Source organism: Halosimplex pelagicum (assembly GCF_013415905.1).
Classification (GTDB): Archaea; Halobacteriota; Halobacteria; order Halobacteriales; family Haloarculaceae; genus Halosimplex; species Halosimplex pelagicum.
The window spans coordinates 4,776,159-4,788,575 of record NZ_CP058909.1; the positions used below are offsets into that span (position 1 = coordinate 4,776,159).

A 12,417-nucleotide genomic window follows, 5' to 3' on the forward strand; every position below is an offset into this window, starting at 1 on the left:
TGGAAAATCGGGGACACAGGTTTTTCCACGGTGAGGGGGTACTCCGGCGACATGGAGCCGTGGGACGACAGGGGCCAGTCCATCCAGATCGGGGCGGTCCTGATCTTCGCGGCGCTGATCCTCCTGTTGTCGCTGTACCAGGCGACGATCGTCCCACAGCAGAACGAACGGGTCGAGTTCGACCACAGCCAGCAGGTCCAGAGCGACCTGCTTGACCTGCGCAACGCCGTCACGTCGACGTTCGGCGAGTCGGCGAGCCGGTCGGTATCGATCCAGTTGGGGACGACCTATCCCTCGCGAGTGCTGGCGGTGAACCCGCCGCCGGTGTCGGGGCTGGTGCGGACGGCCGGGACCGCCGACGGTGACGTGTCGTTCGAACTCGACAACGCCGTGGCGCTGGACGACGAGACGGATGATTTCTGGGACGGCTCGGTGGACTCCGGAGGCCGCTACCAGACCGGTTCGATCGTCTACCGGCCGAGCTACAACGAGTACGGTCAGCCGCCGCGGACGGTGTACGACTCGACGGTGCTGTACGACAACTTCACCTTCGAGGGGGCGACCATCGCACGTAGCGGTCAGACGCTGATCGACGGGTCGACGATCTCGCTGGTGGCGCTGAACGGCTCGCTCCAGCAGTCGTCGTCGGGTGCGGCCTCGGTGGACGTACGGCCGAAGAGCGCGTCGAGCACGACAGTCGCGGTGAGGAACAGTGCCGCAGGTAACATCACGATCCGGACGGCGACGCGACTCCCGAACTCGACGTGGACGGAACTGCTGGCGGACGAGTCGAACGTGACCGGCTGGGAGACGAGCGCGCTGATCGACGTCGACGAGTTCCGGATGCTGGAAGTCGAACTGAAGCCGGGAACCTACGAGCTGCGGATGGCGAAGGCCGGCGTCGGGACGCGGGTGACCGACACGTCGGCGGCGTACATGACGGACGTGGCGGCCGACGGGTCGACGGTGCCCGAGAACGGATCAGTCCGGCTGACCGTCGAGGTGCGGGACGCGTACAACAACCCGGTCGCGGACGTGAATGTGACGGGTTCGACGGGTACTTCGGTCGGCGATCTCGCAGAAGCCGAAGTGGCGACCGGCGACGACGGGCGGGCGTCGTTCGTCTACGAGGCCCCCGAGAGCGTCAACGCGGCGACGGAGGTACCCGTCGAGTTCACGTTCGACCCGACCACGCCGCCGTCGTTCGATCCTGACGCTCCGGAAGACGTCGAGGCCGTCGTCGAGGTCCAGAACACGCAGGTCGACGGCGCCTCCGGCGGCGGCAGTGCACCGTTCTCGGTGACGTGGGACTCGCCCGAAGTCTCCGAAACCGGCACGTACCTCTCGTCCTGCGACTCCTCGGACTGTACGTGGGATGTCGGAGCGGACACCGACGACACGCTCGACCTCTCGGCAGTGGTCGAGGATATCGCCGGCGGTGTCGACAACACGACGGTCGACGGGACGACCGTCGACTTCGCACTCAACAACGGGACGGTAGGGACGCTCTCGTCGGAATCGGACGTCTCCGACAACAGCGGAACGGTCGAGACTACGTTGACAGCGAGCGAGAACGGAACGGTTCGTCTCTACGCGGTCAGTGGCGGTGCGAGCGACCCCCTCAACGTCACCGTCACGAACGTGACCGGGGCGAGCAGTCAGGGGCCGACGCTCGGGTTCCGGGTCGACGACTTCAGCGACCGGCGAAACAACGACCCCAACTTCGTCGCCTCCTATGACGTGAGCGACACCAGTTCCTCGTACGAGCGCGTTGAGGTGTCGTTTGCCGCCAGCGACGGGAACCCCTCGGGTACCAGACAGAGTGACGCGACGCGCGGCAGTTTCAGTTACCAACCGGGCTTCGGTGACGGCGAACAGTTCGACGTGACGCTCGACGTCATCTATACTGACGACCAGGGCAACGAGTACGTCGCGGCCAGCAAGACCATCACCGACACCGCGGATGCTCGCAACCCGACGAGCCAAAACGCGGACCTTTCGGAGTCCAACAGCGCGAGTCTCGACAGCGTGACTATCGAAGACCGATCGAAAGTGAAAAATAACGATGTGCGCTACCGATTTAGCTACACGGTCTCCGGCTCGGGAACCTTCAGTCAAGTTCGGTTGTTCGCCCTCAACCTCAATGGTAACGGGGCAACGGGGTTCCGTGACGAGACGAGCCGGTCCGGGAAAAACGTGGATCTCAAGCCCGGAGACGGCACGAACACCCAGTACCGCCTCGGGGTCGCCGTCTACGACGCCGACGGAGCCATCGTCGAAATGGTTGACCGGACGGACGCCGCGGACGGCGATGGCGTCGTTCTGACTGCCACCGTGGCACTTCTCGCAGTAGCACTCGCCGGACATGCGATTCGGCGTTCGTCGATACACTAGTCGACAGGCACTTGTAGGAGTCTCACAGAGTTGGGGCTATGACATCCGTCGGTATCGACGCCATCGAGATGAGGACGGGGAAACTCAGGCTCGACCTGCCGGAGACGTTCGCGCCGGCGCAGGGCGACGACCCCGGGAAGTACACGAAGGGCCTCGGCCTGACGGCGAGTTCCTTCCCGGACGTCTACGAGGACATCGTGACGATGGGGGCCAACGCGGCCCACGACCTGATGGAACGCAAGGGGCTCGAACCCGAGGACATCGGCCGCATCGACGTGGCGACGGAGTCGGCGTTCGACAACTCCAAGCCCGTCTCGACGTACATCGCGGGCTGTCTCGAACAGGTGTACGACGGCGACTTCCACCACGCCAACAAGGGCGAGCGCAAGTTCGCCTGCATCTCGGGCACCCAGAGCCTGGACGACGCGTACAACTGGATCCGCGCGGGGCGCAACCGCGGCCGCTCGGCGCTCGTCATCGCCACCGACACCGCGCTGTACGCCCGCGACGACCCCGGCGAGGCCACCCAGGGCGCGGGCGCCGTCGCGCTGCTCGTCAGCGAGGACCCCGACGTGGTCGAGCTCTCGACCGAGCAGGGCTACGGCAGCGCCGACGAGACGGACTTCCTCAAACCGCAACAGCAGTTCCCGAGCGTCGACGGCAAGCGCTCGGTGCAGGTGTATCTCGCGCGGATGCGCGAGGCCGTCAAGGACTTCGAGTCCGTCGCGGGGAAGATCCACCCCGACGACGCGGCGCTGATCCCCTTCCACACGCCGTTCCCGGGGATGGTCCGCAAGGCCGCCGCGCTCGCGTTCCGCCACGTCAGCCGCGACACGGAGATCGAGGAGGAGCTCGCGCCGGAGATCGGCCGCCAGCCCCGCCGCGAGGCCTTCGACAGCGAGGAGGCGTTCCGCGAGGCCGCCGCCGACTACACCGACGATCTGACCGACACCGACGCCTACCGCGAGTGGTACGCCGAGACCGTCGAGCCCACGCTGACGATCTCCCGCGAGGTCGGCAACTGGTACACCGGCTCGGTCCACGTCGCCCGCCTCTCCGGGCTGAAAGCCGCCCACGAGGACGGTATCGACATGACCGGCGAGAAACTGCTCGTCGGCTCGTACGGCTCGGGCGCCCAGGCGGAGATCCACGCCGAGACCGTCCAGCCCGGCTGGGCCGACGAGATCGAGGCGCTCGACGTCGACGAGCAGCTGGCGGCCCGCTACGAGCTGACTTTCGAGGAGTACGAGGACGTTCACGACGTACACAACCACGACGAGGACGCCGGCGCCGCCGACGTGGACCAGTTCACCGCGCCGGAGTCTGAGTTCGTCTTCGACGGCTGGGGTCGGATGGGCGAGCGCAAGTACACCTACGTGGAGTGATCGACCGACCGGAAGCGGGTCGCGCCCGCGACCGACGCCCCGCAGTTTCATAGTGGTCAGGCCGAAACGGGTAGCCGTGAGCAACTGGCTGTTCCCGGACCGCGACGAGCAGGCGGAGCCGGCGGGCGACGCGGTCGACCCGACCGACCCGGACGTGGACCCCGCGGAGGCGGACCTGGACACCGAGGCGACCCACGTCGACCCGCTCCGGCCCGACGCCGTCGACCCGGGGACCAGCGTCCTGGTCGCGGGACCGGCGATGACCGGCAAGCGGCGGTTGCTGTTCGACCTCGTCGGCGGGTCGGCCTCGAAGACGGCCGCGTTCGTGACGACGAAAAAGCCGGCGCGGAAGGTGGCCGCCTGGTTCGCCGCGACCCGTCCGGAGACCGAGGAGTGGGACCTCTCGGTCGTCGACTGCACCGGGAGCGCCGGCCGCGAGCGCAGGTCCCGCGCCCCGGGGATCGACGACCTGCGGGTGGTGTCCAGCCCCGGCGACCTGACCGGCGTCGGCATCGAGTTGACGGGGGTCCTCCGGGAGTGGGACCACGACGCCGCGACCGACCCGAGGGTCGGCCTGCACTCGCTGTCGACGCTGCTGATGTACGCCGACGTGAAGCGAGTCTACCAGTTCCTCCACGTCGTGACGAGCCGCGTCGCCAGCGTCGACGGCGTCGGCGTCTACACCCTCGACGTGAGCGCCGGCGGCACGGCCGACGACGTGCTCAAACAGCTGTTCGACGCCATGGTCGAGGTCCGCCGCGGCGACGACGGCTCTGAGTTCAGAGTCCGGGGCGGCGACTTCGGCCCCCGCTCGTGGACGACGTTCTGAGGCGCCCGAATCGCGCCGATTCGGGCCTGTAACTGTCTCCGCTGCCGTTTCGGGACCGCGGGTAGCCGGCCGCCGAACGCGCTCGTCGCGGTCGCCCTCCCGATGGCGGTGCGGGACCGCGCCGGTGTCGGTGCAGGCAGAAGATACTTGTCACGGTGTACCAAACCCGGATTCGAAGCCATGACGGACCACGCGACGCGACCCGGCGAGGCGGACAGTGTCGAGAGCCAGCCGTCCGCGGACGTGCGAGTCGCCCCCGCCGACACCGAGGGCGTCGCCGCCACGGACGCCTACGAGGTCGACGGCGGCGTGGTCCTCTTCGACACGGAGAACCCGCTCGCCTGGGTCGAGGCCGACGACGCGCTCGCGCTCGGGCGGATGGCCTGAGTGGCGACCGCGACGACCGCGGCGACCGACCGAGTGGGAACCCTTTTGCACGCGAGCGCGTAACTCGCGGACGTGTTAGGCGACGGTGACGGCGACGACGACCCGTTCGAGGACCCCTTCGAGGAGGCCGGACGCTCCGAGTCCTCGCTCGGGCCCGACATACCGGAGGTTGACGTGCCCGAAGTGGAGGTGCCGTCGGTCGAGACGAACCACGACGACTTCGACGCCGACGTGGACCCGGAGCTCAGGCGGACGTTCTGGCGGCTCGTCGTCGTCTTCGACGTGGCCCTGCTCGCGCTGTCGCTCGGGCCGATGTTCGTCTACTTCCGGGGCGACTGGGAGACGGGCGGCCCGCTGTTCGCGCTCGGCGCGATCTCCTTCGCCTACGGCGTGCTCACCTACCGCCGCTATCGCGCCGACGACGACGCCGGCGAGCCGGACGCCGTCGGCGAGTGACCGCGTATCCTTCGAGAGCCTCGCCGACCGGAACCGCTAACCCCGCGAGGCCGCTACCGCCGCCCATGCGAACGGTCCGCGACGAGTCCGGTCGCCGCCTGGTCCTGATCAAGGAGTCGAGCGACGCCTCGCTCGTGCGCGACCCCGAGACCGGCGAGCGGCGCCACGTCGCCAACGACGACCTGGAGCCCGTCGACGGCGAGTCGCCGCTGGAGACGGCCAGCCGCGCCGTGCCCGAACCGGTCAGGGCCGTGGCGAGCGCCGTCCACGGCGACCGCTCGCTCGGGCTCCTGCTGGAGGTCGACGCCCGCTCGCCGGTCGACGTGCGGACACTGACGGACGCGGTCGACCTCTGCGAGAGCGACCTGCACGGCCACCTCTCGGAGTTCCGCGCGGCCGGGCTGGTCGCCGAGACCGACGCGGCCGGCGTCCGCGGCTACGAGACGACCGCCCTCGCGAGCGAGGGGCTTGCTGCGATGCGGGCCGAGGGCGGTGACCCGGACGGGGAAGACGGCCCGGACGCCGACGAGTTCTGACCAAGACATTTACCGGAGCGCTCGCCACGGAGTGGTATGATCCGGGACCGACTGCGAGCGCACGTCGTCGGCGAGCGCCCGCGGTCGATCCCCCTCGGCTTCGCCGTCGGTGTCGTCGTCGCGCTCGCGCTCGAACTCGTCCTCGCGGTGCTCGGAACCGGCCCCGGGTTCGCGGTGCTGACCGTCGTCACCTACGTCCTCGGTGCCGCGGGGCTGACTCGCCTCGTGTTTCGGTGGTCCGGCGGACTCGTCACCGTCTGGGCGGCCGTGTTTCCGCCGATGGTCGCGTTCGCCTGGCGGTTGTTCTCGTACGTCGGACCCGGCCCGGGTATCGATCAGTTGCTCGGTCCGGCGGTCGCGTACACGCTCGGCCTCGGTACGGTTCTGTACGTCCTCGGCGCCGCGGCGCAATGGGCGCTCAGACGGGCCGGCCTCTCTTCGGCGAGTGAGAACCCGGCCGAGGAGGGGGTCGCGGGCACGGTCCGCCGGAACAGGCGCGCGGTCCTCGTCGGGAGCGTCGGCGGGGCGATGCTCATGACCGCCGGCGTCGGCCACGCGCTCGGCTGGTGGTGTCGGGCCGAGCCCGCCGACTGCCACGTCGATAACGAACTTCCGAGGACGGTCGACGCTCGGCTCACCGTCCGCCGGGCAGACGAGACGGTGTTCACCGCGTCGCCGTCGCTCGGTCCGGCCGAGGCTACGCAGGTGGGTTCGGCGGACGCGACGCCGGACGACGCCCGGTTCGAGTCGGCGGTACCGCTCGGCTGCTCGTTCCCCGCGACGGTCACGGTCTCCGTCGAGGCCGACGAGCGGTCCGCGACCGAGACCGTCACCTTCCCGGAACCCGATCTGTCCCCCGCCGAGAGCCTGCACGGGTCGGACCTCGACATCCGGGTCGTGAACGACGACATCGAAATCGAGGCGAACAACTCGATCGCGATCGCCTGAATCGCGGGCGTTCAGAGACGGGGCGGGACGGCGTGAGGGACGGAACGTATCCACCCGCGGCCGCCGATCTGCGGGCGCCGCGTTCGGTGTCCAGTCACCCCGTGATCCACGCGACCCTTTCCTGCGCCAGCCCCGGTTTCAACCGCTCCCGGCCGGTATCTGACGTATGTCGACCGTCCGCTCCGTCGTCGCCCTCGCTCGCGACCGCAACCTCACCTTCCTGGCGGCCGGGATCACCTACTACGCGTTCGTGTCGATCATCCCTATACTGCTGCTCGCCGTCGTCGTCGCGTCGGTCGTCGGCGGCGAGGCCCTGGTCGACCGCGTGGTGGCGATGGCCGACCAGCAGCTCTCCTCGTCGGGTGCCGAGAGCCTGACGCAGGCGCTCACGGCCTCCACCGGCCGCGGGGCCGCCGGCGTCGTCGGGTTCGTCACGCTGGTCTGGAGCGCCCTGAAACTGTTCCGCGGCCTCGACCAGGCGTTCGACGAGGTCTACGTCGACGACGTGGAGTCCTCGATAGTCGACCAGATCCTCGACGGCCTGGTCGTCGTCGTCGGCATCGCGCTCGCCGTCGGGTTCGTCGTCGCCGTCGGCGTCGCCTTCTCGGTGCTCTCCCTGGAGATCCCGCTCGTCAACGTCCTCGGCACCGTCGTCCTGATCGCGGTGCTCGCCCTCGCCTTCCTACCGATCTACTACGTGCTCCCGCCGGTCGAGGTGTCCGTCTCGGCGGTGCTCCCGGGCGCGGTCGTCGCTGCCGTCGGCTGGGTGCTGCTCCAGGTGGGGTTTCGACTCTACGCGTCGAACGCCGGCCGCTACGCCGCCTACGGCGCGATCGGTGCCGTCCTCGTGTTCGTCACCTGGCTGTACTTCGCCAGCATCGTCGTCCTGCTGGGCGCGGCGGTCAACGCCGTCCGCCGCGGGACGCCGGTCGAGACCTCGTGACCGGCGTCAGTCGTCGGCCTCGACGGCCTCGGCGAGCCGGTCTTCGGGCTGCTCCCGTCGAACCGACGAGCGATTCGTGGTCGAGTCCTTCTCGACGCGGACGAGGTCGTCGGCGGCGCCGACGAGTTCGTCGTCGTGGCTGACGACGAGGATCTGTTCGACCCCGTACTCCCGCATCGCCTCGACGAGTTCGACCAGCTGGGAGACGTGGCCCGAGTCGAGGAAGACGGTCGGCTCGTCGAGGATGAGCGGCGGCATCGGGGCGGCGCCCTCGATACCCTCGGCGAGCAGCCGGTAGATGGCACACCGGAGGCTGAGGTTGAACAGGGCGCGCTCGCCGCCGGAGAGCTGTTCGGGGTCGAGCGGCTCGCCGTCCTTCTGGTAGACGGTGAGTTCGTACTCGCCGGAGAGCTCGATCCGGGCGTAGGAATCGTTCTGGTAGACGAGGTCGAAGATCTCGTTGAGCATCGCCTCCAGGCTCTCGACGTTGCGCCGGCGCAGCTCGGCGCGCAGGTCGCCGTACATCCGCTGGAGCTGCTCGGCCTCCTCGTACAGCGAGTCGAGCCGCTCGACGCGCTCGGCCAGCTCGTCGCGGCGCTCGCGCAGCGATTCGAGCTCCTCGATCTCCGCCTCGACGCCGCCGATGGCGCTCTGTAGCTCGTCGCGGCGCTCGCGCAGCGATTCGAGCTTGGCGTCGGCCTTCTCGACGTAGTCGGCGGCGTTCTCGCGCTGCTCGCGGGCCTCCTCGATCCGGTCCTCGTCGAACTCCTCCTGTAGCTCCGAGCGGCGCTCGCGCTTCTCGGCGAGGCGCTCGCGGCGCTCGTCGTTGGTCTCTTCGAGCTGTTCGCGCCGGTCGCGCAGGCGCTCGACGGCGTCGGTCGCGTCGGCGACGGCGGCGAGCAGCTCGTCGACGCGCTCCAGCCGCTCGCGCCGGTCGCGGATCGTCCCGCGCTCGCCGTTGATCTCGCCGACCCGCTCGCGGGACTCCGCGGCGGCGTCCTCGTGGTCCGCCGCCGCTTCGCGCTTCTCCGCCGCCTCGGATTCGAGGTCGTCGGCCTCATCGCGCTTCGCTTCGGCCTGCTCGACCTTCTCTTCGAGCGTCGCCTCGCGCTGGTCGACCAGCTGCTCGACGTTCGAGCGGTTCGTGCGACACTCGCGGGCCTCGGCCTCGACCTCGACGAGCCGCTCGGCCTCCTCGAGGCGGTCTTCGAGGTCGTCGCGACGCCCGCGAGCGTCTTCGAGGTCGGCTTCGAGCTCCGCGAGGCGCTCGCGGTCGTCGTCGATCGACTCGACGTGGGGCGAGCCGTCCACGTCCTGGCCGCACTCGGGACACTTGCCTTCCTCCAGTAGGTCCTCGGCCTCCTCGATCCGCTCGCGCTGGTTCGCCACGTCCGATTCGAGGCTGGCGACGGTCTCGCGGACCTCGCTCAACTCCTCGGCGACTTCGCCGCGGAACGACTCGGCCTCGCCGAACTCGACGGGCGCGTCGTCGAACTCGCCTTCGAGCGCCTCGATGCGCTCGGCGAGGTCGTCGATCTTCTCGCGGCGGTCGCCGAGCGCCTCCCGGGTCTCGGCCACGTCGGATTCGAGGTCGTCGGCCTCCTCGCGCTTCGCTTCGGCCTGCGATTCGAGGTCGTCGGCCGTCTCGTGGAGATTCTCGGCTTTCGTGCTGTGCTCGGACACCTCCGCGGTCACCTCCTGGAGCGTCTCCTGTAGCTCGTCGTCGCGCTCGGCGAGGTCGTCGAGCAGGTCGTCGACGGCGGCCGGCTCGGGCGGGTCGTCGGCGCTCCCGTCCAGCTCGGTCTCGCCGAGCAGATCGCCCAGTTCGTCGCGGTGGTCCTCCCGGGTCTCCCGGTGGTCGGCGATCGTCTCCGCCAGCTCCTCGCGGTCGCGCTCGGTCTCCGAGATGGCCTCCCGGAGCTCCTCGATGTCCGATTCGAGGTCGTCGAGCTCCGCGCGCTTCTCCTCGTAGCTGTCGAGGATCTCCGCCGCCCCGTCGCGCGTCTCGACGGCCTTCTCGCGCTGTTGCTCGAAGCGCTCGATCTCCGCGGTCACCTCCTCCAGCTCGGTCTTGCGGTCGTTGAGTCGAGCGTGGAGGTTCTCGTCTTCTTTCGCCTCGATCTGGTCGTCGAGCTGCGAGAGCGACCCGCGCTTGTCCCGGCGGACGCGGTCGACGCCGACGCGGGCGTCGCTGGCGCGCTCGCGGTACTCCTCCAGTTTGCCGAGCTGGAGCAGCGAGTCGAGCATGTCCTGGCGCTCGTCCGGGCTGGCGTTGATGAGTTTGTTCACCTCGCCCTGGCGGACGTACGCGCAGTTGACGAACGCCTCGGCGTCCATCCGCAGGAGCTCCTCGACGCGAGCGCGCACGTCCCGCGCGCCCTCGACGGTCCCGTCGGGCCCCTCCAGCACGCACTTGGCCGTCTGGGCCTGCTCGCCCGTGTTCCGCACGCGCCGTTCGACGTGGTAGGCGTCGCCGTCGTGGGCGAACCAGAGCTCGACCTCGGCGTCGTCGGCGCCGATGGTGACGACCTCGTCGAGGGTGTTGTCCAGTGCCTTCGACCCGTAGAGGGCGAAGAAACAGGCCTCCAGTAGCGAGGACTTGCCGCTGCCGTTGAGGCCGTGGATGACGGTCACGCCGCGGTCGAGGCGCACGTCCGCGTCGTCGTAGCACTTGAAGTTCGACAGCCTGACGCGCTCGAACCTCACTCGAACTCACCCCAGGTGGCCTGGCCGTCCCCGTCTCCCGGAGACTTCTCGTCTCCACTCTCGCCAGTCTCGGGCGCTTCCGCATCGCCGCCCGATTCGGTGTCGGTATCCCCGTATTCGTCGGCGGGGTCACCGCCGTCGGCCGCCGCGCTCGCGGCGACCGCGCCGTCGCCGTCGGTCTCGGCCGCTTCGGGTCCGTCGTCGTCGGTCGCGCTCGCTTCGCCGTCCGTCTCCTCGTCACCCGGATCGACCGACTCGAACGCCGCGGGGTCCCCGTCCTCGACGAGGTCGGCGACCTCGTCCTGGACGACGTCGTCGACGTTGGAGTCGGCGACCTTGCTGGCGCGGACGGTCTCGTCGATCGAGCGGGCCGCGTCGCTGAGGCCCAACTCGCGGACGCGCTCGCGGACGGCGTCGTCGGGGTCGGCGAAGGAGACCTCCCGTTCGGTCTCGTCGGCCGTCTCCCGGCGGTCGGTGACGCGGGCGACCAGCGCCCCGCGGTCGAGCGCGAACTCCTCGACTGCGGCCGGGGTGACCGGCTCGCCCTCGCCGTCGATGGACACGACGACGACGGCGTCCTCGAGGTCGTACTCGCCGACGCGCTGTCGCACGCGCTCGACGCCCTCGCCCTCGCCCAGTTCGAGGTCGACGAAGACGAACTCCCGGGTGTCCAGCCCCCGGCGACGGATGTCCACCTCGCCGTCGAACTCGACGACGTTGTACCCGCGCTCGTCGCGCTCGGCGGCGCTGGTGCGCTCGGTCGACCCGCAGTAGGTGACCCAGGTGTCGTCGATCTGCGCCGTCTCGGCGTGGTGGTTGTCCCCGAGCAGGAGCGCGTCGAACTCGACGTCGGTGGTCGCGAAGATCTCGCGGGGGTCCCACTCGCCGAAGTCGAACGGCTCGAAGAGTCCGTGGGTGACCAGGGCGGCGTGGTCGGCGTCGTGGGGGTCCAGGTCCAGTTCGAACCCCTCGCGCTTCGACCGCGGGACGAAGTCGAGCCCGTAGAAGGCCGTCGATCCCGCTTGGACGGGGTCGGGGCCGAGCCGGGTGGCGAGGCCGAGCGATTCGAAGAGATCGAGCCACTGGCCCTCGCGTTTGGCCTCGTGGTTGCCGACGACGGCGAGGAAGGGAACGCCGGCGTCGTCGAGCGTCCGCAGGACCGAGAGGGCGCCCATGATGTCGTCGAGGGTCGGCCGCCGGTCGTGAAAGAGGTCGCCGGCGTGGACGACCGCGTCGACGTCGTCGGCCACGGCGTCGTCGGCCACCTGTCGGAACGCGTCGAGATAGTCCCGTTTGCGCTCCGGCCGGTGGTACTGCCGGTAGCCGAGGTGGGTGTCCCCGGTGTGTATCACGCGCGTCATTACGGCGGGGTACGAAACCCCGGCCTAAAGAGGTGTCGCGAGCGCGGTGAAAGTGTTCTCCGGAGGTACGGTCGACCTACTCCGCGGTTCGGCGAATCCGGGTGACGGGACGGCCAAAAAACGTGGAGAGCGGCTCGGGCGGAGGGCAGTTCGGGGAGCGGGACTATTCGATCTCGAGCGTGTAGATCCGCTTGCGGGCGTCGGCGAAGGAGAACCGCGAGCTGACCACGTCGACGTCTTCGAGCCGGTTCAGCGCGTAGCGGACGGTCCGCGGGGGCAGCAGCGTCTCCTCGGCGAGCTGGCTCTGGGTCAGCGCGTCGTTGTACTCCAGGGTCTTGGCCACCAGTTTCGCGCTCGGCGGCAGGTCGCGAACGGCGTCCCAGCCCTCTTCGGCCACCGATTCCGCCTCCGCAGTTTCTGACGTACTCATGCTATCTTCCGCTTCTGGATACAGCCTAATAATATTTCCCGT

At 69.4% G+C, this 12,417-nt stretch carries 11 protein-coding genes; 8 read left to right on the forward strand and 3 right to left on the reverse strand.

Annotated features, from left to right (window positions below):
- Positions 1 to 51 precede the first annotated feature (51 nt).
- The 8 genes from HZS54_RS23925 (at position 52) to HZS54_RS23960 (ending at position 7,878) form a co-directional block, all read left to right on the forward strand.
- Positions 52 to 2,394 (forward strand): Ig-like domain-containing protein, encoded by a 2,343-nt coding sequence (locus HZS54_RS23925; RefSeq protein ID WP_179919586.1) that lies wholly within the window; start codon positions 52 to 54, stop codon positions 2,392 to 2,394.
- A gap of 38 nt (positions 2,395 to 2,432) precedes the next feature.
- The gene (gene hmgB, locus HZS54_RS23930) at positions 2,433 to 3,779 is read left to right on the forward strand and encodes a hydroxymethylglutaryl-CoA synthase (RefSeq protein WP_179919587.1); all 1,347 of its coding nucleotides are present in this window, start codon (positions 2,433 to 2,435) and stop codon (positions 3,777 to 3,779) included.
- Positions 3,780 to 3,855: 76 nt separating this feature from the next.
- Complete coding sequence (locus tag HZS54_RS23935) at positions 3,856 to 4,608, forward strand: DUF7504 family protein (protein ID WP_218927096.1); 753 nt, start codon at positions 3,856 to 3,858, stop codon at positions 4,606 to 4,608.
- Positions 4,609 to 4,788: 180 nt separating this feature from the next.
- Positions 4,789 to 4,995 (forward strand): DUF7331 family protein, encoded by a 207-nt coding sequence (locus HZS54_RS23940; protein WP_179917549.1) that lies wholly within the window; start codon positions 4,789 to 4,791, stop codon positions 4,993 to 4,995.
- 72 nt (positions 4,996 to 5,067) lie between these two features.
- Positions 5,068 to 5,451, forward strand: coding sequence for a DUF7322 domain-containing protein (locus HZS54_RS23945; RefSeq protein ID WP_179919588.1), 384 nt, complete (start codon positions 5,068 to 5,070; stop codon positions 5,449 to 5,451).
- A 65-nt stretch (positions 5,452 to 5,516) separates the two neighbouring features.
- On the forward strand, positions 5,517 to 5,987 hold the full coding sequence (locus HZS54_RS23950; RefSeq protein ID WP_179919589.1) for a DUF7346 family protein: 471 nt from the start codon (positions 5,517 to 5,519) through the stop codon (positions 5,985 to 5,987).
- 36 nt (positions 5,988 to 6,023) lie between these two features.
- Positions 6,024 to 6,935, forward strand: coding sequence for a hypothetical protein (locus HZS54_RS23955; RefSeq protein ID WP_179919590.1), 912 nt, complete (start codon positions 6,024 to 6,026; stop codon positions 6,933 to 6,935).
- Positions 6,936 to 7,101: 166 nt separating this feature from the next.
- Positions 7,102 to 7,878, forward strand: coding sequence for a YihY/virulence factor BrkB family protein (locus tag HZS54_RS23960; RefSeq protein ID WP_179919591.1), 777 nt, complete (start codon positions 7,102 to 7,104; stop codon positions 7,876 to 7,878).
- A gap of 6 nt (positions 7,879 to 7,884) precedes the next feature.
- On the opposite strand, the gene rad50 is transcribed toward HZS54_RS23960, so the two are convergent.
- The 3 genes from rad50 to HZS54_RS23975 all read right to left on the reverse strand — a co-directional run bounded on the left by rad50 (position 7,885) and on the right by HZS54_RS23975 (position 12,375).
- Complete coding sequence (gene rad50, locus HZS54_RS23965) at positions 7,885 to 10,584, reverse strand: DNA double-strand break repair ATPase Rad50 (protein WP_179919592.1); 2,700 nt, start codon at positions 10,582 to 10,584, stop codon at positions 7,885 to 7,887.
- Positions 10,581 to 11,945 carry a DNA double-strand break repair protein Mre11 gene (gene mre11 / locus HZS54_RS23970; protein ID WP_179919593.1) on the reverse strand — a complete coding sequence of 455 codons (1,365 nt, stop codon included), beginning with the start codon at positions 11,943 to 11,945 and terminating at the stop codon, positions 10,581 to 10,583. Before mre11 ends, rad50 begins: the two co-directional genes overlap by 4 nt.
- 163 nt (positions 11,946 to 12,108) lie before the next feature.
- Entirely contained in the window at positions 12,109 to 12,375 is a 267-nt protein-coding gene (locus HZS54_RS23975; RefSeq protein WP_179919594.1) for a MarR family transcriptional regulator, read from the reverse strand.
- Positions 12,376 to 12,417: the final 42 nt, after the last annotated feature.

What these genes read in the sequence shown, in the direction of transcription:
- HZS54_RS23925 (WP_179919586.1), top strand. Translation starts at nt 52, where the DNA reads ATGGAGCCGTGGGACGACAGGGGCCAGTCCATCCAGATCGGGGCGGTC.
- hmgB (WP_179919587.1), top strand. Translation starts at nt 2,433, where the DNA reads ATGACATCCGTCGGTATCGACGCCATCGAGATGAGGACGGGGAAACTC.
- HZS54_RS23940 (WP_179917549.1), top strand. Translation starts at nt 4,789, where the DNA reads ATGACGGACCACGCGACGCGACCCGGCGAGGCGGACAGTGTCGAGAGC.
- HZS54_RS23950 (WP_179919589.1), top strand. Translation starts at nt 5,517, where the DNA reads ATGCGAACGGTCCGCGACGAGTCCGGTCGCCGCCTGGTCCTGATCAAG.
- HZS54_RS23955 (WP_179919590.1), top strand. Translation starts at nt 6,024, where the DNA reads ATGATCCGGGACCGACTGCGAGCGCACGTCGTCGGCGAGCGCCCGCGG.
- HZS54_RS23960 (WP_179919591.1), top strand. Translation starts at nt 7,102, where the DNA reads ATGTCGACCGTCCGCTCCGTCGTCGCCCTCGCTCGCGACCGCAACCTC.
- mre11 (WP_179919593.1), bottom strand. Translation starts at nt 11,945, where the DNA reads ATGACGCGCGTGATACACACCGGGGACACCCACCTCGGCTACCGGCAG.
- HZS54_RS23975 (WP_179919594.1), bottom strand. Translation starts at nt 12,375, where the DNA reads ATGAGTACGTCAGAAACTGCGGAGGCGGAATCGGTGGCCGAAGAGGGC.